The organism is Variovorax sp. J2P1-31 (assembly GCF_030317215.1).
GTDB lineage: Bacteria > Pseudomonadota > Gammaproteobacteria > Burkholderiales > Burkholderiaceae_C > Variovorax.
Window position 1 is genome coordinate 1,165,023 of record NZ_JASZYA010000001.1, and the last position, 18,651, is coordinate 1,183,673.

The 18,651-nt window shown below is 63.0% G+C and carries 17 protein-coding genes; 8 read left to right on the forward strand and 9 right to left on the reverse strand.

Annotation, left to right across the window (positions count from 1 at the left end):
- Positions 1 to 11 precede the first annotated feature (11 nt).
- Together QTI20_RS05360 and QTI20_RS30700 are read right to left on the reverse strand one after the other, a co-directional pair.
- Positions 12 to 995, reverse strand: a complete 984-nt coding sequence (locus QTI20_RS05360; RefSeq protein WP_286549547.1) for a DUF4062 domain-containing protein — start codon at positions 993 to 995, stop codon at positions 12 to 14.
- Between the two features lie 200 nt (positions 996 to 1,195).
- The gene (locus tag QTI20_RS30700; protein WP_353621738.1) at positions 1,196 to 1,759 is read right to left on the reverse strand and encodes a CFI-box-CTERM domain-containing protein; all 564 of its coding nucleotides are present in this window, start codon (positions 1,757 to 1,759) and stop codon (positions 1,196 to 1,198) included.
- On the opposite strand from QTI20_RS30700, the gene QTI20_RS05365 reads away from it, so the two are divergent.
- From QTI20_RS05365 to QTI20_RS05385, 5 genes are all read left to right on the forward strand, one after another.
- A complete protein-coding gene (locus QTI20_RS05365) occupies positions 1,726 to 2,226 on the forward strand; it encodes an HNH endonuclease signature motif containing protein (RefSeq protein WP_286549546.1) in 501 nt (166 codons plus the stop codon). The two genes, QTI20_RS30700 and QTI20_RS05365, sit on opposite strands and share 34 nt — an antisense overlap.
- An 11-nt stretch (positions 2,227 to 2,237) precedes the next feature.
- The gene (locus QTI20_RS05370) at positions 2,238 to 3,620 is read left to right on the forward strand and encodes an anti-CBASS protein Acb1 family protein (RefSeq protein ID WP_286549544.1); all 1,383 of its coding nucleotides are present in this window, start codon (positions 2,238 to 2,240) and stop codon (positions 3,618 to 3,620) included.
- The gene (locus QTI20_RS05375) at positions 3,620 to 4,540 is read left to right on the forward strand and encodes a phage minor head protein (protein WP_286549542.1); all 921 of its coding nucleotides are present in this window, start codon (positions 3,620 to 3,622) and stop codon (positions 4,538 to 4,540) included. Before QTI20_RS05370 ends, QTI20_RS05375 begins: the two co-directional genes overlap by 1 nt.
- 19 nt (positions 4,541 to 4,559) lie before the next feature.
- Positions 4,560 to 4,979, forward strand: coding sequence for a basic helix-loop-helix domain-containing protein (locus QTI20_RS05380; protein ID WP_286549540.1), 420 nt, complete (start codon positions 4,560 to 4,562; stop codon positions 4,977 to 4,979).
- A 497-nt stretch (positions 4,980 to 5,476) separates the two neighbouring features.
- Positions 5,477 to 5,974, forward strand: coding sequence for a DUF2213 domain-containing protein (locus tag QTI20_RS05385; protein WP_286549538.1), 498 nt, complete (start codon positions 5,477 to 5,479; stop codon positions 5,972 to 5,974).
- A 249-nt stretch (positions 5,975 to 6,223) separates the two neighbouring features.
- Here the strand turns inward: QTI20_RS05385 and QTI20_RS05390 are convergent, their stop codons facing one another.
- Entirely contained in the window at positions 6,224 to 6,634 is a 411-nt protein-coding gene (locus tag QTI20_RS05390; protein ID WP_286549537.1) for a LexA family protein, read from the reverse strand.
- A 123-nt stretch (positions 6,635 to 6,757) separates the two neighbouring features.
- Here QTI20_RS05390 and QTI20_RS05395 point away from each other — a divergent pair, with 123 nt between their 5' ends.
- A complete protein-coding gene (locus QTI20_RS05395) occupies positions 6,758 to 8,524 on the forward strand; it encodes an AIPR family protein (protein ID WP_286549535.1) in 1,767 nt (588 codons plus the stop codon).
- 59 nt (positions 8,525 to 8,583) lie between these two features.
- Here QTI20_RS05395 and QTI20_RS05400 read toward each other — a convergent pair whose 3' ends face one another.
- Positions 8,584 to 9,573, reverse strand: a complete 990-nt coding sequence (locus tag QTI20_RS05400; protein WP_286549534.1) for a tyrosine-type recombinase/integrase — start codon at positions 9,571 to 9,573, stop codon at positions 8,584 to 8,586.
- 158 nt (positions 9,574 to 9,731) lie between these two features.
- On the opposite strand from QTI20_RS05400, the gene dusA reads away from it, so the two are divergent.
- On the forward strand, positions 9,732 to 10,697 hold the full coding sequence (dusA, locus tag QTI20_RS05405; RefSeq protein WP_286550986.1) for a tRNA dihydrouridine(20/20a) synthase DusA: 966 nt from the start codon (positions 9,732 to 9,734) through the stop codon (positions 10,695 to 10,697).
- 15 nt (positions 10,698 to 10,712) lie between these two features.
- On the opposite strand, the gene QTI20_RS05410 is transcribed toward dusA, so the two are convergent.
- The 5 genes from QTI20_RS05410 to QTI20_RS05430 form a co-directional block, all read right to left on the reverse strand.
- Positions 10,713 to 11,648 (reverse strand): hydroxymethylglutaryl-CoA lyase, encoded by a 936-nt coding sequence (locus tag QTI20_RS05410; RefSeq protein WP_286549532.1) that lies wholly within the window; start codon positions 11,646 to 11,648, stop codon positions 10,713 to 10,715.
- Between the two features lie 20 nt (positions 11,649 to 11,668).
- A complete protein-coding gene (locus tag QTI20_RS05415) occupies positions 11,669 to 12,643 on the reverse strand; it encodes a Bug family tripartite tricarboxylate transporter substrate binding protein (RefSeq protein ID WP_286549531.1) in 975 nt (324 codons plus the stop codon).
- Positions 12,644 to 12,708: 65 nt separating this feature from the next.
- The gene (locus QTI20_RS05420; RefSeq protein WP_286549528.1) at positions 12,709 to 13,929 is read right to left on the reverse strand and encodes a CaiB/BaiF CoA transferase family protein; all 1,221 of its coding nucleotides are present in this window, start codon (positions 13,927 to 13,929) and stop codon (positions 12,709 to 12,711) included.
- A gap of 86 nt (positions 13,930 to 14,015) precedes the next feature.
- Positions 14,016 to 14,897 carry a LysR family transcriptional regulator gene (locus tag QTI20_RS05425; RefSeq protein ID WP_286574155.1) on the reverse strand — a complete coding sequence of 294 codons (882 nt, stop codon included), beginning with the start codon at positions 14,895 to 14,897 and terminating at the stop codon, positions 14,016 to 14,018.
- 31 nt (positions 14,898 to 14,928) lie between these two features.
- Positions 14,929 to 16,389 carry a short-chain fatty acyl-CoA regulator family protein gene (locus tag QTI20_RS05430; RefSeq protein WP_183027626.1) on the reverse strand — a complete coding sequence of 487 codons (1,461 nt, stop codon included), beginning with the start codon at positions 16,387 to 16,389 and terminating at the stop codon, positions 14,929 to 14,931.
- Positions 16,390 to 16,508: 119 nt separating this feature from the next.
- On the opposite strand from QTI20_RS05430, the gene scpA reads away from it, so the two are divergent.
- Entirely contained in the window at positions 16,509 to 18,650 is a 2,142-nt protein-coding gene (gene scpA, locus QTI20_RS05435; protein WP_286549525.1) for a methylmalonyl-CoA mutase, read from the forward strand.
- The last annotated feature ends 1 nt before the right edge of the window (position 18,651 follow it).

Consider the following 18,651-nt stretch of genomic DNA (forward strand, 5'->3'; position numbering starts at 1 on the left):
ATTCACCAAAATCAGGCGGCACTGCGCACAGTTCGTAGTTCAAGCATCAACTGTCTGCCGTCTGGCTTGAGGGACCAGTAAAGATGCATCGATTGATCCACCGCACGAAGGTGTTCAATTTTTACGAGTCCAAGCACCTGTAACTGTATGCCAATTGTTTGAAATATTTGATCATCCAAGGCCACGCTCGTGCCACCGATCCCGTTCTCCTTGACAATGGAATCCAAAAATTGCTTTTTAATCGTTACCTCTGCTGGCACCTTTTCTAAATATGGAGAGATATGCCAAAAAATCTTCCTCCATGTCAAATTGGCATTCCATTTTCTTCGATAACCATCGATCCACGACGTTCCTGTGATAGAAAAATTCTCGTCCAAGCCCGCGATGTTGGATGGCGGAGAAAAAGTGGGCGTTGCAGCGGCTAACTTCGTTCGTAAGGCTTCGTTCTCGACCCGGAGGGCCTCGACGCGCTGAAGTGCATCTTCGTTGGCAACGAGATTGCCTCGAATCCACCCAACGGCAGGATAGGTCTTAATTGTTTTCGACAGACTTAGTGAAACCATGCCAGGTAAATCCTCGGCGCGTCCCCAGAATCGGACAAGGCGACCGTTTGCGACCTTGTCGCGAAATGCGGCTAATCGTCCTCGTAGCACAGGATCTTGTTCTGACTTTCCCATTGGAATTTCTTCTGGGTTTTGATGCAACAAGGCAATTACCTTAATCCCTTTTTGGATGGCGTAGTCATACTCTTTTTCGGTATAGCTGACGCCCTCGGGGGTAGTGGAGCCGTAACGTCCTCCAATTAATAGAAGGTAGTAGTCGCAATCGTCGATTATTTTTTCGATAAAGGCTAATTGCTCTTCGTCTGCTGCCGGGAATAGCTCCATGCCGGCAGGAATGCAATCCATCTCCATCAGGGTCTGCATTATTTTCTGTCGCTCGTCTTTGAGGTCTGCGAACGTAGAACTGACGAATACTTGATAACGTTTGTCCATCGAATTTCCGAAGCCGCGAGTTAGATTTTCATTATCCGTTACATGTCAGCTTCCTAGCGTTGGAGGCATGACCGATTCCGACACCATCCGCTTGCGCCAGCCGCGTCGCGGTGAGTGCTGAGGCCCCTGGAGCGCTCGATGTCACACAGACCTAGCTGCGCGCGCCTTTGAGACGCTGCGGCACCTTCGGGCAGGCCCCGTCACCCATTCACGACTGCATGCTTGTCCGCAAGGTGCCTCACCATTTGGGAATACGTCCCGCATGCCTCGGCGCGTTGACCTTCACTGATTTGCCGGATGCACAGGCCGATCACTTGCCACACGTAGTCCAAGTCGGATTGGGTTGCCTTGGCTGCGATGGCTGGGGCGACCTCGTAGTAATGAGCAATGAGAGCGCGGCCATCGGAGAATTGCGCCAGGTAAGTGTCTCGAAAGTTCCGCAGCGTGTTGAGCTCGTGACAGTCATCAGGCAATCCTCGGTGCATGCAAGCCGCTGAGGTTAGGAAGCATCCGGACTTCTTCGGGGTCTCTGCGTCGCTTCGCTTTTTCCTCCAAGCGCCATCCTGGTTCCTCGACCGGTTCTGACCAGCAGTTGGGCCGGTCTTGACGACGGGCCCACCGGTCTGGTTCGGCGACTTCTTCGGATCCTTCTTGTCCGTCATTCCGAAGCTTTCTAGATAGTTAAAAGACGGAAAGGATAGTGCTTTTGCGCTCCCTAGCATGGGGAGGGATGAGCAAACAGACGCACATCCCTGGACAGCCATTCACCGCCGAGCAGCTGCGCGCTGTGGTCTCCTACTGTCCGGAGACTGGCGTATTCACCAGCCACCTGACCGGGCGGCCCATCGGCTTCTTAGTGAAGGCCAAGGGCTATGTCTGCCTGGGCGTGCTCGGTAAGAAGTGCAATGCGCACCACCTCGCATGGCTGCTCGCCTACGGTGAGTGGCCCAAGGGCGAGATCGATCACCGCGATGGCGTCAAGACCAACAACCGCCTCGCCAACCTGCGCGACGTGTCGCGTGACGTGAATTCCCAGAACCAGCTCCGCGCGCACAGCCGCAGCACGAGCGGGCTCCTCGGCGTGTCGGCCGACCCCAAGCGCGGCAAGTGGAAGGCGTCGATCTTCCGCGAGAGCCGCAAGCACTTCTTGGGCCGCTTCGACACGCCCGAACTCGCGCATGCCTGCTATGTGCAGGAGAAGCGTCGCCTCCATCCTGGCTGCACCATCTGAGACCCGACGCAATGAGCAATGACATCATCCGGTCCCGTGAGAACCTTCTGAGCTTCTTCACTGGCCTCGATGCCAAGCGACCGAATGCCTGGGCGTCCTATGGCTACAAGCAGGACCTAACCTTCGAGGACTTCCAGCTTGCCTACGACCGCGGCGGCGCGGGCTTTGGCGCCGTGCACCGTCTCCTGGATGGCTGCTGGCAGAAGCTGCCCCGCATCAAGCAGCCAGAGGTCGACAAGCCGACGCCATGGGAGACGAAGACCCTGAAGGTGCTCAAGGCGATCAACGGCTGGCAGAAGCTGCGCGACCTTGACCGTCGGAACATGATCGGGCGGTATGCGGCGCTGATCTACCGCATGGCGGACAACCAACTGCTGAGCCAGCCCCTGACCACCGCGACCAAGCTGGTGGACCTGGTGCCCGTCTTCGAGAACCAGATCAAGGTCACGAAGTGGGACGAGGACAAGACCTCGGCGCGCTACGGGCAGCCGCTGACCTTCCAGTACCGCGCGCGCAAGGTCGGCGGCACCGACACCCAGGGCCAGCCCGACGAGTGGCAGGACGTGCACCACAGCCGCGTGCAGATCCTGGCCGAGGGCAGCGTGGGCGATATGTTCGAGGGCGTGCCGCTGCTCAAGGCGGGTTTCAACAGCCTGGTCGACCTCGAGAAGATCAGCGGCGGCAGCGCGGAGTCCTTCCTGAAGAACAGCGCGCGCACGGTGGTATTCGAGTACGACCCTCAGGCCACGCCGCAGGCGATCCCTGGCGAGAACGGCGCGCCGGCCCAGACGGTCAGGGAGGCGCACGAGAGCCAGACCCGCCGGCTGAACCGCAACCAAGATGCGTCGATCGTCATGCAGGGCGGCAAGGCCTCCACGCTGCAGACCACCATCTCCGACCCGGCTGGGCCCGGCACGTTCGCGGCCAACCTGTTCGCCGCATCGGTGCGCATCCCGTTCACGATCCTGTTCGGCCAGCAGACCGGCCGCCTGGCCAGCGACGAGGACAAGGCCGACTTCGGCGCGCGCTGCGCCTCGCGGCAGGCCAATGACCTCACGCCCATGCTGGAGGAGTTCGTCCGGCGCATGCAGGCCGCCGGCGTGATCGACCAGGGCGAGTTCGAGATTGAATGGCCGCCGGTGAACGCGCCGAGCGACGCCGACAAGCTGGCCAACCTGAACAAGGCCACCACTGCTGCGCAGCAGGCCTTCCAGGCTGGCTTGACCGAGCCGCTGTTCGATGCGAACGAGCTGCGGGCCATGGTGGGCTTCGAGCCACGGTCCGACGATGGCATGCCGGAGGAGGGCGATCTCGAGGAGGACCCGAACGCGGGCGCGCCCGGCACGGTGCCGGCCGATCCGAAGGCGAATAAGGCGCCAGCGAAGGCCGCCTGATGCCGGCTCCGCGCACGCCCAATCCCCTGATCCCGGGCAGCAAGAGCGAGCGCACCGGCTCCGCAGGCATCATGCGGCGCGCCGTCAGCGAGATCCGGGGGCGGTATCGCGGCCTTGCCGTCGAGGTGCTGGCCATCTTCGCGCGCATCCCCGTGTACGCCGGCAACGACCGCGGCAGCGAGACCGCCGAGGCCCTGGTGCATTACGGCGCCACGCCGCAGGTGCTGGACCAGACGATGCGCGACCTGCAGGCGGCGCTGGACCGCTGGATCAACGACGGGCGCGACTCGGACCACGTCGCGTGGTGGTCGGTCTATCAGGAGGAGGCCGCCCAGCTCGGCGCCGCGCAGTCGGCGGCCAACCTCACCAACCTGTCGGCCGCCTACGCCGCGGCGCGCAGCCTGGAGACGATCGTCATGAGCGAGCCGTACCGCACTCGCGCTGCGCTGGCGCGCGTGCGCAGCAATGAGTACTGGACGGGCCTGACCTCGCAGGCGCGGGCCGACTTGGCCGGCGTGATCGGCCGAGCCGTGGTCGACGGCAAGAACCCGAAGGCGGTGCGCACCGAGATCATGGAGCGCCTGGACGTGAGCCGCTCGCGCGCGGCGCTGTACGCTCAGACCGAGATCCCCGGCACGCTGCGCGAGGCGCGCATCGCGGAAGGGGAGGACGCAGAGGCCCAGCTCGGGATTCGCACCGCGCTGTTGTGGACGTCGGCATTCAAGCCCACCACGCGCAGCTGGCATGCCTCGCGTTCGGGCCACACCTACTCGCGCGAGGAGGTGAAGGGTTTCTACGCGACCAACGGCAACCGCTTCCGGTGCTACTGCGCGCAGACCGAGGCGCTGCTCGACGCCGACGGCAAGCCGGTTCTGACGAAGTACCTGCAGAGCGCGATGGGGAATGAGCGACAGGCCTAGAGTTCGGCTCACAAGGCCATTGGCAACTGACCGTACTGGTCCAGAAAGAAAAAGCCGGCAAGGTGAAGCCAGCAAACGGCGGAGAGTCGACCGAACACGAGGTGACCTGGGCATTTTGAAGCCGCTTTTGGGCGAAAGCGCCCAGCAATTCGTCCACCAATCCGTTGAAAATCAGGAGGTAGTCCAGAAGTTCGTCGATCATGCCTTGCGCACGCTCGACGTCAAGACCAGCTTTGTCGAAAAAGATGCGCTGGGCGACGTCTTCTGCCGATTTGTGGAACGTGTTACCATTTTTTCCACTGCCAAAAATGTCGATCTTCTCGCCCATGGATGGTTCGAGAAGTGGCTTGCAGATTTTGAAGCTGGGATAATGAAATGCCACTTCATTTCTTACTTTGTTTATCCATTTCACCTTCACCTTTGCTGCCTTCAGCTCTAGCCATCTACGACGGCCGTTTTCGAGAGCAGGAAGAAAAGTTTTTTGAATTTCCCCTGACATCACTTCATTGTCGATGACCTGCTGAGCCTCCCAAAGCTTCCCAGCAGCGATTCGCAAGATAAACATTGCCTGAGCAAACTTGGCCTCACGAACCATCGGTTCGGAGTCTGAATCAGTAGGGAAGCTGAACGCAAGCAGCCGCCGCAGGGTCGTCATTTCGTTAAACATATGCCCCAGCATCACGAAGGTATACCGCTCTTCAAGGGTTAGAGAGTTGATTGAGTCCGCGTCGTAAGAGAGTTTGTAGAGCTTGAACTGCATGTTGAGGAGGTTACAAGGAAAATGCGCGAAACCTATGGCGTTTGGGCTAACAGTACGGCGTTTTGCCCTTAGCTGCGATTGGGCACTTGCAGGCCCCGTCCACCTCGCTCTTGGATCTCGTCGTTCCGACGCGTGCTTCCCTAGCATCGGACAGCATCTCCACAGCGAGGCATGCAATGTCTAAGAAGCGCATCAACATCCTGACCACGGTCAACTCAGAGAACGTCCGCCGAGACGGCGACGTCATCACTATCCGCGACGTGCTGCATGCCGTCGACGGCGTTGTGCTCAACAAGCGGCTCTACACAAGCAAGGAGTTGGCGAAGGGCGTGGCGTCGCTCAAGTCGCGCCCGGCGCCGGCCGGCCATCCCAAGGACAGCAAGGGCCGACAGATCAGCGCGTCGAACGGAGAAGCCCTGGGCTCGTCGGGGCTCGGCGCCTGGTGCGTCAACAGTCGATACGAGGGCGGCCGTGCGCTCTACGACATCAAGGTGAACGCGGCCCAGGCCAGCGCGCTCCCCGCGGGCAAGGAGGTCGTCGCGCGCCTGTACGCCGCCATCGCCGGCACCAACACCGACACGATAGGCGTGAGCTTGGGCCTGCTGCTCGAAGAGGTCCAAGGGCGAGAGCCTGGCGAAGGCCTACACCTCCGTCGCCACGAACATGCAGTTTGACCACTTGGCTATCCTGCTGGCCGATCGGCACGCCGGCGGGGCATCTGTGCGGTGGCGGAGTGGATCCGATGGACCATCGCACTGAAAATTCCAGCTTCGAGGCCGTATCGCCGCCTGAGCGGGGGCCTTTGGGGTGCTACGAGCCGTCAATTTGGCGCGACACGTACTGGCGCCGAAGAAGCCGGCCCCGAACGAGATCGCATGACCGCCAACGACCCCCACTCACTGGGCTGCGCCCCAATACCCCGCTCATCGCCCGTGCTGTCGATTCCATGCGCCTGTCCATCGCCCCATGATGGTCGGGAAGGTGGGGTTGGCGGGCATGAGCTTCACACGGTCGGCGCGCTTGTAGAGGTACTTGACGGTGAACTCGCTGTCGACCTGGGCCACCACGATGTCCTTGTGCGCCGGCGTCAGCGCCCTATTCACCACGATCACATCGCCATTAAAGATGCCTGCCTCGATCATCAACTGGCCGCTCACGCGCCACATAAAGGTGGCAGCAGGGTGCGTGACCAGCAGTTCGTTTAGGTCGTGGCGCTTGACGGCGCACTTATCGGCCGATGATGGGAACCCGGTTGGTACGCAACCCTCTGCAACGATCAGCGTCAGCTGCGGTAGCAGGTCGCTTGCATCGAAAGGATGCGGATGGCTGTGCATGCGAACAGTATGTCGCGTGACGGTGGTGGAGGTATGCGTGGGGTGCTCCACGCATACCCTGTTCACATTTTGTTGCAAATCTGGCATCCTATCTGACAACTACTTATTTCAGAAAATCGCGTTATGCACCTAATTTTAAAGAACCATGTTCATGAACTAGCGCGTAATTTTGAGCATGAAGGCCTCAAGGCGTCAAAGTTGTTTGAATATTTTTGCAACTATTGTGTTGTTTCAAAGCATTATCTTGGGCGTTTTGATCCTGCTGGGGTAACGACCGAAGAGGACGACGCCTCGCTCGACGGTGTGGCAATTGTCATTGATGGCGATCTGATTACCACGACGGATGACGCCAAAGAGGCGTTTAAGACACACAAAACCAATCTGCCAGTAGATATTATTTTTACACAGGTAAAATCTGGAGAACGGTTTCGCAAGGAGGAAATTGCCAATTTCCATATGGGGCTTTTGGATTACCTGTCGTTAGATCCTAAACTTCCCAATGGGAAATTAAACGAAGACTCCATCGCGATATTCAAGATTGTATTAGATAACGTGAGAAAGGTCCGGAATCGTCGGCCAAGCGCTCATATTTACTACTGCACCGGTGGCGTATATTCTGGTGAGAGGGAAATTAAAGCTGGCTTTGACATTGTCGAAAAGGGCGCGCGAGAGACCGATATGTTTCATGCCGTTACGGTTCGGCCTTTAGGCCGCGGCGAACTTTTGCGTTTCTATGCGGACCTCACGGAAAAAAATGAAGCCAGGCTGAGGCTCATTGAGTACTTCGGTATGCCCGCGATGCCGGGAATTCCGCAGTCTTACGTCGCTATTGTGAATGCTCTGCAGTTGGTCGAAAAACTGCTAGTTGATGCTGATGGCAATCTGCGACAAACTGTATTTGAGGAAAACGTCCGATCTTATTTGGGCGATCGTAACGACGTCAATCAAGCGATCCAAGCTACCCTAAATGACAGTAGTAAGAAGAGTTTGTTTTCGGTTTTGAACAACGGCATTACCGTGGTTGCTCCGGAGTTGACTCTGACAGCCAATACTAAAGAAGTGCATCTCACTAACTACCAGATCATTAACGGATGCCAGACGAGCAGCACGCTTTACGAAAACCTATCGCTGCTTAGCGATGATGTAAATGTTGTTGTTAAGTTTATTGAATCACCTGACAACGAGGGCTCCAGCGACATCATCGCAGCTACTAATGGACAGTCGAATATTCCTCAGGAAGCTTTCTTCGGGTTGCGAAGCAAGGCGAAACTTGTTCAAAAGTTCTTTGCGGCTCAAAACCAGAGTGCGCAGCCGGAGAATTTTATCTATTTTGAGCGCAGGCAGGCTGAGTTCAAACATGCCGAGTATCAGTCCACTCGAATTTTTGATGTTCGTGAGGTGGCAAGATGCTATTCGGCGATGTTTCTAGATCTTCCGCATAATTCTGCTCGGTATGTGACTAAGATTTTTACGGTTGGTCGCGATCATTTGTTTAGAGAAGAAGATAATGAGTATTACTACTATGCTGCTTGCCTGGCGCTATACAAATACAATGCATTAATTAATGGTAAAAAGATTGGTGCTCCAAGATACACTAAAGTCCGATGGCATATAATTCAGATGTTTAAGTGGGTTTGCCATGGAAAGTTAGAGGCACCACTGCCGAACTCAGGTAAGGCAGAGGCATATGCGCTAAAAATAATAGATTTTTTAACTGCGGAGGATAAGGCGTACCTTAAGGTTTTCGAGGACTGCCAGAAAATAATTGACATAGTTGGATTTCCAACGGATGACGCACTTAAGCGAGGTAAATTTACCCAGGACTTGATGACGGCAACCGGGAAATTTTTGGCGCGCCCCGTGCGAAGGGCACGGGCTCGACCTGCCTAATATAATTCAACCGAAGAAGCGAGGTTTCGGTATTTGTCCCAAGACCAGTCTTCAGCTTGTCACCACGTTGACGAATGTGGGTGTATCGACGCAGATTTCCAAGTTCGATGGCCTGAAACTCCAGCGACGTGAGGAATGTTCCACCCAAGTTCGAATAGGCGACTGATGCCGTCATACCGCAGGTCGTGAAAATGTAGATCCTCGATTCCGAGAATCGTGCGTGCGTCTGAAAAAAGCCGGCTGATCGTGTTGCTGTTGTAAGGGAAGATTCGGCCTGTTGGCTCAGGTGACTTCCGTCGATTCAAGACGATGGCCAGAGCCTCGGGCGTGAGGGAGCAACGGACGTCGTTCCCCTCCTTCTCGCCCGGATGCTTCATGTCTCGAACCAACAGGTCAGGTTGCGCTTCGTCAAGATCCTCGAAGGTCTGTGTGGTGATCTCTTCTTGCCGGCGCGTACTGAAGATTGCGTAGCAAATGATCTCCTGCGTCGGTGTGGTGTGTTTGCGCTTGACGCGACCGAAGTGGGTCATCAGCTTGTGGAGTTCCTCCAGGGTCTGGCGCCTGTTGCGGCTTCTGGACCTCGACGTAAGGCCGAGAGATTTGCTGACCTTGCGTGCATGGCAAACCTGAGGGTCTAACGGGTAGTTCCAAGCAGGCCGGGCGAGGCTATAGATCGAGGAGATGTGAGAGAAGTAGTTGCCTACCGTCTGAGGTTGGACGCCCAGGTCCTTGCCGAACTGCACCCAGTTGGCGCTGGTGATAGTCGATCCGCGCCGCTTGGCCAGGCTGCTCCCCGCCACCTTTTTGAGCACCTGCGCCTTTGTCGTTCCGAGTTCCCTGCGTGACTCGTCGATGTACTTCTGAATGGTCTCCGCAAGGGTCGGGTCCGGCGCCCGGACCTTTTCGAGCGCGCCCGGCTTGCCCGGCTCGGCCTCGCGGTCGAACGTCTCTGTTTCCCTATGGACGACCAGGCTCCCTTCCTTGATTCGGATGCGGCCGATGTGCGCTACGCTTCCGTCTGCGCGCTTGCGTTTCGTGATGGTGCCCAAGGGTGCCTCTCCGGTGGTACATGAGTTTTATGTGGCACGAAATGTGCAGCCGAGGGCAGAAAAATAGCGCTAAACGATATCGAATGACACTAAACGAGAACTGCATAAACACCGGGCTGGAGCCCGATTCCCCTCTCGGCGCCCGTGCGGCCGACCCGATGCGCCTGTCCATTGCGCCGATGATGGACTGGACCGACCGCCACTGCCGCTACTTCCACCGCCTGCTCACCCGCCACGCGCTGCTCTACACCGAGATGGTCACCACCGGCGCGTTGATCCATGGCGACGTGCCGCGGCACCTGCGCTTCAACGCCGAGGAGCATCCGGTGGCGCTGCAGCTGGGCGGCAGCGAGCCGGCCGACCTGGCGCATTGCGCGAAGCTAGGAGAGGACTGGGGCTACGACGAGATCAACATCAACTGCGGCTGCCCCAGCGAGCGCGTGCAGCGCGGCGCCTTCGGGGCCTGCCTGATGAACGAGCCGCAGCTGGTGGCCGACTGCGTGAAGGCCATGGTCGACGCGGTCGACGTGCCGGTCACGGTGAAGCACCGCATCGGCATCGACAAGATCGAGAAGTACGAGTTCGTGCGCGACTTCGTCGGCACGGTCAGCGAGGCGGGCTGCCAGACCTTCATCGTGCATGCGCGCAACGCCTGGCTCAAGGGCCTGTCGCCCAAGCAGAACCGCGAGATCCCGCCGCTGCGCTACGAGCTCGTGCACCGGCTCAAGCACGACTTCCCGGCACTGCGCTTCTCGATCAACGGCGGCATCTCGCAGACCACGCAGGTGCACGAGCAGCTGCGCCTGCTCGACGGCGTGATGGTGGGCCGGGAGGCCTACCACAACCCCTGGTGGCTGGCCGAATGGGACGCCGCCTTCTTCGGCGCCGCGCCGCGCGAGATCGACCGCGAAGAGATCGAGCGGCAGATGTGCGACTACATGGTGCGCGAAGCGGCCGAGCACGGCACGCCGTGGTCGAACATCGCGCGCCACATGCTGGGCCTGCGCAACGGCCTGCCCGGTGCGCGGCGCTGGCGCCAGGTGTGGAGCGACCACAAGCTCAAGGGGCGCGATCCGCACGAGGTGATGGCGCTGGCGCACGAGCCGGTCGAGCAGCCGGTCTGAGGCCGGCCCGGAAACTCAGGCGGCTTGCAGTGCCGCCTGGGGCCTGAAGGTCTGGGGGATGCCCGCGGCGGCCACGCCGCTTCGCATCGGCTCGTCGGGCAAGGACTCGCGCAGCAGCGCGCGCGCGGCCAGCAGCGCCGGCAGGTCGATGCCGGTGCGGTGGCCCATGGACTCGAGCATGAACACCAGGTCCTCCGTCACGATGTTGCCCGAGGCGCCCGGCGCGAAGGGGCAGCCGCCCAGGCCGGCCAGGCAGCTGTCGAAGTCGTGGATGCCCTGTTCCAGCCCCGCCAGCGCATTCGCCAGGCCCAGCCCCAGCGTGTCGTGCAGGTGCAGCTTGGTCAGGCGCGCGCCGATGGCGTCCTGCACCGCGCGCACGGTGTCGCGCACCAGGGCCGGGTGGGCGTAGCCCACGGTGTCGGCCAGGGCCACGCGGTCGACGCCGGTGGCAGCCAGGGCCGCGGCCACCTGCACCACGCGCTCGCGCGACACCAAGCCTTCCATCGAGCAGCCGAAGGCGGTGGCGGCAGCGGCGTCGATGCGCATCGGGCGCGACTGCGCGCGCACCCAGTCGACGATGCTGCGCACCATCTCCACCTGCGCGTCCGTGCCCTTGTTGACGTTGGCATGGCTGTGCGTGTCGCTGACCGAGATCGGGATGGCCAGCACGTGCGCGCCGGCCTCGTGCGCGGCGATCGCACCCTTCAGGTTGCAGGCCAGCGCGCAGACCGTCAGGCCCTCGATGGCCAGCGCGCCGCGCACCACCTCGCCGGTGTCGGCCATCTGCGGGATCATGCGCGGCGACACGAAGCTGCCGACCTCGATCTCCTTCAGGCCGGCCGCGGCCAGCTGGCCGATCCAGCGCAGCTTGGTGTCGGTGGCCATGCGGCCGTGGGCCATCTGCAGGCCGTCTCGCGGCCCGACTTCGCAAACATTGACGGTAGGGGTCATGGTGAAGATTCCTGTGGTGCTCACTCGATCTTGATGCGGGCGGCGGCGATGATCTCGCGCGACTTCTGGATGTCGGCCTTGATCAGCGCGGCAAACTCTTCGGGCGAGCCGGGCGCGGCATCGAAGCCCTGGGCCTGGAAGGCGGTCTTCACGTCGGGGCGGACCAGGATCTTGTTGATGTCGGCGTTCAGGCGCGCCACCAGCGGCGCGGGGATGCCGGCCGGGCCCATCACGCCGTAGAAGCTGATGGCGTTGAAGTCCTTGTAGCCGAACTCGGCCACGGTGGGCACCTCGGGCAGGCTGGCGTTGCGCTTGGCCGAGGTCACGGCCAGCGCGCGCACCTTGCCCGCATGGATCAGCGTGGCGGCCGACGAGATCGACGAGCCGGCGAAGCTCAGGTGGCCGCCCATCAGGTCGGCCAGTGCCGGGCTCGAGCCCTTGTACGGCACGTGCTGCATCTTGCAGCCGGCGGTGATCTGCAGCAGCTCCATCGCGATGTGCACGCCGCCGCCGGTGCCCGAGGTGCCGTAGGTCAGCTTGTCCGGGTCGGCCTTGGCGGCCTTGATCAGGTCGGCCAGGGTCTTGAAGGGCGAGTTCTCGTGGACCAGGATCACCAGCGGCGTGACGGCGGCCAGCGCGATCGGCGTCAGGTCCTTGATCGGGTCGTAGGCCGTCTTCATCAGCAGCGGGATCAGCGAGACGTTGTCCGACTGGGCCACGACCAGCTCGTAGCCGTCGGGCTTGGCCCGGGCCGCCTCGGCCAGCCCCAGCGCGGTGCCGGCGCCGGGCCGGTTGTCGGGCACCACCGACCAGCCGTTCAGCTCCGACAGCTTGGTGCTCAGCAGCCGGCCGGTGAAGTCGGTGCCGCCGCCGGGTGTGGACGGGATGATCAGGCGGATCGCCCGTGCCGGCCAGGCCTGGGCCCAGGCGGGCAGGGCGCTCAGGCCGCCGGCGGCGCTCGCCAGCGCCATGAGGTTGAAGTGGCGTCGTTTCATGTTTTGTCTCCTGTCGTTCTTGGGATTCGTTTTCTTGGCGCAGCGTGCCCCCCGAGGGCTTGCGGCTACACCGCCACCACGCCCTGGCGCACCAGCTGCGCGATGCGCGCCGCGTCCAGGCCCAGGCCGTGCAGGATGTCGTGGGTCTGCGCGCCGATGGGTTGGGGGTCGAGCCGCTTGCCGACCTTCTGGCCGTCGAACTCGATGGGCAGCGCCGCGGCGGTCACCTGCTCGCCGTCGGGCATGGTGGTGGCGATCAGCGCGCCGCCGGCGTGCAGGTGCGGGTCGTCCAGCAGCTCGTGGGGCTGGCGGATCGGTCCATACGACAGGCCAGAGGCCTCCAGCGCGGCGCACAGCTCGGCGGTCTTCCAGTCCTTGAGGATCTCGGCCACGGCGGGCACCAGCCAGGGCCGGGCGGCTTCGCGGTCGATGGCGGAGAACAGGCGCTGGTCGTCCGCCCAGCTGGGCGGCAGAAAGTCGCGGCAGAAGGTACGCCAGTTGGCGTCGCTCACCACCGCCACGAACACGCGGCCGTCCTGGGTGTCGAAGATGTCGTACACGCCCCAGGGCGGCGTGCGCTTGTCGCCCATGGGGATGGGCGGCGTGCCGGTCAGCTGGTACTGCGCGATGAACTGGGCCACCAGCAGCAGGTTGTTCTCGAACAGGCCGGCGCGCACATGGCGGCCGCTGCCGGTGCGATGGCGGTCGTTGAGCGCGGCCAGCGCGCCCACCACGCCGAAGGTGCCGCCCAGGATGTCGTTGACCGAGGGCGCGACGCGCTGCGGCGCGCCCGTGCCGCCGTTGATGTAGGCCATGCCGCCCATCATCTGCACCACCTCGTCGAGCGCGGTGCGCTGCTTGTACGGCCCCGAGAGGAAGCCCTTGAGCGAGACGTAGATCAGGCCGGGGTTCTCGGCCGAAAGGGATGCGTAGTCGAGCCCGTACTGCGTCAGGCTGTCGTCGCGGAAGTTCTCCACCAGCATGTCGCAGCCCAGGGCCAGCTGGCGCACCAGGGCCTGGCCCTCGGCCGACTTGAGGTCGACCGCCAGGCTCTTCTTGTTGCGGCTGAACACCGGGAAGTAACCGATGCCCGAGCCCTTGAGCCGGCGTGTGCGGTCGCCATCCAGCGGCTCGACCTTGATCACCTCGGCGCCCAGGTCGGCCAGCACCAGGCCGGCCGCCGGGCCCATGATCATGTGCGAGAGCTCGAGCACCTTGATGCCGCGCAGCGGCAGGTCGTCGTCGGGCAGGAAGTTCGGGGTCTCTGTCGAAGGGGTTGCAGTCATCCGGGGATGATCCGCCGCCACCGCGAAACGAGAAAGTGGTGCTTCGGCACCGTTGCACTCTCGTTCGAAGAGGGCCGGGTCAACCCCTAGTCCGTGACCGCGGCGCTGGCGCGCAGGTGGTCGACGAAGGCCCGCGCCGCCATCGGCAGCGTGTCGAGGTCGCGCACGGCGATGAAGCTGCGCGGCTGGGCCCAGTCGTCGGACAGTGGCACGAAGCGCAGGTCGAGTGTCTTCTTCTCGGCCGCCAGGTACAGCGGCGCCACGCCCACGCCCAGGCCGCGCGCGACCAGCGTGCAGATGGTCTCGAAGGAGCTGACGCGCGCGCGCACCGTGCGCGAGGTGCGCGCCTCGCGCGCGGCGTCGTCGAATACGTGGCTGATGCCGCTGTCGCGCGTGAGCTCGACCAGGTCGTCGCCCAGCAGTTGAGCATAGCGCAGCTTCTGCGCGCCCGCCAGCGCATGGCCGCCGGGCAGCACCGCCGCAAGCGCATAGCGGCGGTAGGGGAAGACATGCAGGCCTTCGTGGCTGGCGAACTCCGAGGCCACGCCCACGTCGGCCAGGCCTTCGCGCACGCGGCGGTAGATGACCGGCGTGGTGCGCTCTTCCACGTCGATCTCGATCTGCGGGCGCTCGGCGCGGAACTTCATGATGTCGGCCGGCAGGTCGCCCGACAGCGAGGTCACGCTGGCCAGCACCTTGATCAGGCCGCGCACGCCGTCGACATAGCCGGCCATCTCGCGCTGCATGCGGTCCATGCCCTGCAGCAGCGCGCGCGCATGGTGGGCCAGCGCCTCGCCGGCCGGCGTGGGGTGTACGCCCTTGACGCTGCGGTCCAGCAGCGGCACGCGCAGCTCCGACTCCATCTCGGAGATGCGCTTGCTGACGGCCGAGGGCACGATGTTCTCGCGCGCCGCGGCGCGGGCGATGCTGCCTTCCTCCAGGGTGGCGAGGAAGAGGCGGATGGACACGGGGTCGAGGTCTCGCATGGCAAACGGCCTTTCACATGCCCGAGGCATAGGGCGCGAAGCCGCGCTGGTTCTCGTCGATCTGCAGCGTGCGGCCCAGCGGCGGGAAGGCGCGCTGGGCGCAGTCGGCGCGGTCGCAGACCTTGCAGCCGGCGCCGATCAGCGTGGCGGCGTCGGGGTCGATCAGGTTCACGCCCTTGGCGTAGACCAGGCGATCGGCATAGCGCGCATCGCAGCCCAGCGCCACCGCAAACATCCGCTTGGGCGTGCCGTAGCCGCTGCGCCGGTGCTCGACGGTGCGGGCGATCCAGAGGTAGGTGCGGCCATCGGGCATGCGCGACAACTGCGTGAGGATCGTGCCGGGTTGGGAAAAAGCCTCGTAGACGTTCCACAGCGGGCAGGTGCCGCCGTGGCGCGAGAAATGGAAGTCGGCCGTCGACTGCCGCTTCGACACGTTGCCCGCGCGGTCGACCCGCACGAAGAAGAAGGGGATGCCCTGGCCCGGCGCGTGCCGCATGGTCGACAGCCGATGCTCGATGGTCTCGAAGCCGACGCCGAAGCGGTCGCTCAGCAGTTCCAGGTCGTAGCGCAGCGCATGGGCGGCTTCCTGGAACAGCCGGTTGGGCAACACCAGCGCGCCGGCGAAGTGGTTGGCGAAGCCCAGCCGGGCCAGGCTCCGGGCCTGAGAGCTGTTGAAGGACTCGGCCGTGGTGAAGGCATCGATGCGGTCGCCCATTTCGAGGAAGGCGAGCTGCACACCGAGCTGAAAGGCCTGCTGTCCTGCGTCCATGTCGGTCGCCAGCGAGAGCGTGCCGGTGGCCGCGTCGTAGCTGCGCAGCGCCTGGTCCGAGGTGCGGCCGGCCGTGTCCTGGCGCTCCTGGATCAGCACCTGCACGCCATGGCGCTTGCGCAGCCGCTCCAGCAGGCGGGCGCGCAGTTCGACCGCGCTCACGGTGCCGGGCGGCAGGCCGGCCATCAGCGTGGCATGCAACTGCTCCGCGAGCTCGTCCAGCACGGCCATGTGGTGGTGGCGCGCATAGAAGAACTCGCGCACTTCCTCGTAGGGCTGCAGCCGGGCAGCGGGATCGCCGGCCAGCCGGTCGCCGTCGGCACCGGCGGCCAGCGAGGACAGCTGTTCCTCGACCGCGCGCGAGCGCTTGTGAAGATTGAGCAGCACCCGGGTGACCGCGGGCAACTGCGAGGCCACGACCTTGGCTTCGGCCAGCGGCACCGCGTTGGCCTCGGAGCCGTCGGCGAACACCGGCTGCAGTTCGCTCAGGCGCCGGGCGTTCTCGTCATCCGAGAACAACTGCAGGTCGATACCATGGGCGGCCTGCAGGCGCAGCAGCACGGGCACGGTCAGCGGGCGCTGGTCGTTCTCGATCTGGTTGAGGTAGCTGGGCGAAATCTTGAGCGAGGCCGCCAACGCGGCCTGGGTCAGTCCCTGCTGTTCCCGCAGCGTCTTGAGGCGCACGCCCATGTAAGCTTTGGTCATCTTCGCAAACCTTGCAAATTTACAGAGGCCATTGTCCGCATTCCTTGGCCTTGGCCGTTGTTGATCGGCTCTATTTTTGCGAAGATTGCAACGTTATGACAGACCCGATTGAGAAAAACATGAGCAACGCCGCGGATTTGGAATCCTGGAACAAGGCCGCCGCCAAGTCCGCCCCCGGTGGCGACGTGAGCGCGCTGAACTGGCGCACGCCGGATGGCATCACGGTCAAGCCGCTGTACACCGCGGCCGACCTCGTGGGCCTGAAGTACACCGACACGCTGCCCGGCTTCGAGCCCTATGTGCGCGGCCCGCAGGCCACCATGTACGCGGTGCGCCCCTGGACCATCCGCCAGTACGCGGGCTTCTCCACCGCCGAAGAATCGAACGCCTTCTACCGCAAGGCCCTGGCCGCGGGCGGGCAGGGCGTGAGCGTGGCCTTCGACCTGGCCACCCACCGCGGCTACGACAGCGACCATCCGCGCGTGACCGGCGACGTGGGCAAGGCCGGCGTGGCGATCGATTCGGTCGAGGACATGAAGATCCTGTTCGACCAGATCCCGCTGGACAAGGTCTCCGTGTCGATGACCATGAACGGCGCCGTGCTGCCGGTGCTCGCGGGCTATGTGGTCGCGGCCGAGGAGCAGGGCGTGGCGCAGGACCAGCTGAGCGGAACCATCCAGAACGACATCCTCAAGGAGTTCATGGTCCGCAACACCTACATCTTTCCGCCCGCGCCGAGCATGCGGATCATCGGCGACATCATCGAGTACACGGCGCAGAAGATGCCCAAGTTCAACTCGATCTCGATCAGCGGCTACCACATGCAGGAAGCCGGCGCCAACCAGGCGCTCGAACTCGCCTTCACGCTGGCCGACGGCAAGGAGTACGTGAAGACCGCGCTGGCCAAGGGCCTGGACGTCGACGGTTTCGCCGGGCGCCTGAGCTTCTTCTGGGCCATCGGCATGAACTTCTACCTCGAAGTCGCCAAGATGCGCGCCGCGCGCCTGCTGTGGTGCCGGATCATGAAGGAGTTCAATCCCCAGAACCCCAAGAGCCTGATGCTGCGCACGCACTGCCAGACCTCGGGCTGGTCGCTGACCGAGCAGGACCCCTACAACAACGTGGTGCGCACCACCATCGAGGCCATGGCCGCGGTGTTCGGCGGCACCCAGTCGCTGCACACCAACGCACTCGACGAAGCCATCGCGCTGCCCACCGAATTCAGCTCGCGCATCGCGCGCAACACGCAGCTGATCATCCAGGAAGAGACCCACATCACCAGCGTGATCGACCCCTGGGCCGGCAGCTACATGATGGAGAAGCTCACCCAGGACATGGCCGATGCGGCCTGGACCATCATCGAGGAGGTCGAGGCCATGGGCGGCATGACCAAGGCGGTGGACAGCGGTTGGGCCAAGCTCAAGATCGAGGCCGCCGCGGCCGACAAGCAGGCCCGCATCGACTCGGGCCGCGACGTGATCGTGGGCGTGAACAAGTACAAGCTCAAGACCGAAGATGCCATCGACAGCCTGTCGATCGACAACGTCAAGGTGCGCGACGGGCAGATCGCCAAGCTGCAGGCCATCCGCGCCACGCGCGACACGGTCAAGACGCAGGCCGCGCTCGATGCGCTCACGGCCGCCGCCGAAAGCGGCGAAGGCAACCTGCTGGCGCTGAGCATCGACGCGGTGCGGCTGCGCGCCACGGTGGGCGAGATCAGCGACGCGCTGGAAAAGGTCTATGGCCGCCACCGCGCCGACACGCAGAAGGTCACGGGCGTCTACGCCGCGGCCTACGACTCGGCCGAAGGCTGGGAGGCGCTGCAGCACGAGATCGCGGCCTTCGCCGAGGAGCAGGGCCGCCGCCCGCGCGTGATGATCTCCAAGCTGGGCCAGGACGGCCACGACCGCGGTGCCAAGGTGGTGGCCACGGCCTTCGCCGACCTGGGCTTCGACGTCGACATGGGGCCGCTGTTCCAGACGCCCGAGGAATGCGCGCGCCAGGCGATCGAGAACGACGTGCATGCGGTGGGCGTGAGCACGCTCGCGGCCGGCCACAAGACGCTGGTGCCCGCGATCATCGCGGAGCTCAAGAAGCAGGGCGCCGACGACATCATCGTGTTCGTCGGCGGCGTGATCCCGCGCGGCGACTACGAGATGCTCTACGAGGCCGGCGTGAAGGGCATCTACGGCCCGGGCACGCCGATTCCGGCGAGCGCCAAGGACGTGCTCGAACAGATCCGCGCGGCCGTCGCCGCCTGAC

Excerpts from the sequence above, each read along its gene's own strand:
- QTI20_RS05420 (WP_286549528.1), bottom strand. The coding sequence starts at position 13,929 with ATGACTGCAACCCCTTCGACAGAGACCCCGAACTTCCTGCCCGACGAC.
- QTI20_RS05375 (WP_286549542.1), top strand. The coding sequence starts at position 3,620 with ATGCCGGCTCCGCGCACGCCCAATCCCCTGATCCCGGGCAGCAAGAGC.
- QTI20_RS05430 (WP_183027626.1), bottom strand. The coding sequence starts at position 16,389 with ATGACCAAAGCTTACATGGGCGTGCGCCTCAAGACGCTGCGGGAACAG.
- QTI20_RS05370 (WP_286549544.1), top strand. The coding sequence starts at position 2,238 with ATGAGCAATGACATCATCCGGTCCCGTGAGAACCTTCTGAGCTTCTTC.
- QTI20_RS05395 (WP_286549535.1), top strand. The coding sequence starts at position 6,758 with ATGCACCTAATTTTAAAGAACCATGTTCATGAACTAGCGCGTAATTTT.
- QTI20_RS05415 (WP_286549531.1), bottom strand. The coding sequence starts at position 12,643 with ATGAAACGACGCCACTTCAACCTCATGGCGCTGGCGAGCGCCGCCGGC.
- scpA (WP_286549525.1), top strand. The coding sequence starts at position 16,509 with ATGAGCAACGCCGCGGATTTGGAATCCTGGAACAAGGCCGCCGCCAAG.
- QTI20_RS05410 (WP_286549532.1), bottom strand. The coding sequence starts at position 11,648 with ATGACCCCTACCGTCAATGTTTGCGAAGTCGGGCCGCGAGACGGCCTG.
- dusA (WP_286550986.1), top strand. The coding sequence starts at position 9,732 with ATGCGCCTGTCCATTGCGCCGATGATGGACTGGACCGACCGCCACTGC.
- QTI20_RS05365 (WP_286549546.1), top strand. The coding sequence starts at position 1,726 with ATGAGCAAACAGACGCACATCCCTGGACAGCCATTCACCGCCGAGCAG.
- QTI20_RS30700 (WP_353621738.1), bottom strand. The coding sequence starts at position 1,759 with ATGGCTGTCCAGGGATGTGCGTCTGTTTGCTCATCCCTCCCCATGCTA.
- QTI20_RS05385 (WP_286549538.1), top strand. The coding sequence starts at position 5,477 with ATGTCTAAGAAGCGCATCAACATCCTGACCACGGTCAACTCAGAGAAC.
- QTI20_RS05390 (WP_286549537.1), bottom strand. The coding sequence starts at position 6,634 with ATGCACAGCCATCCGCATCCTTTCGATGCAAGCGACCTGCTACCGCAG.
- QTI20_RS05360 (WP_286549547.1), bottom strand. The coding sequence starts at position 995 with ATGGACAAACGTTATCAAGTATTCGTCAGTTCTACGTTCGCAGACCTC.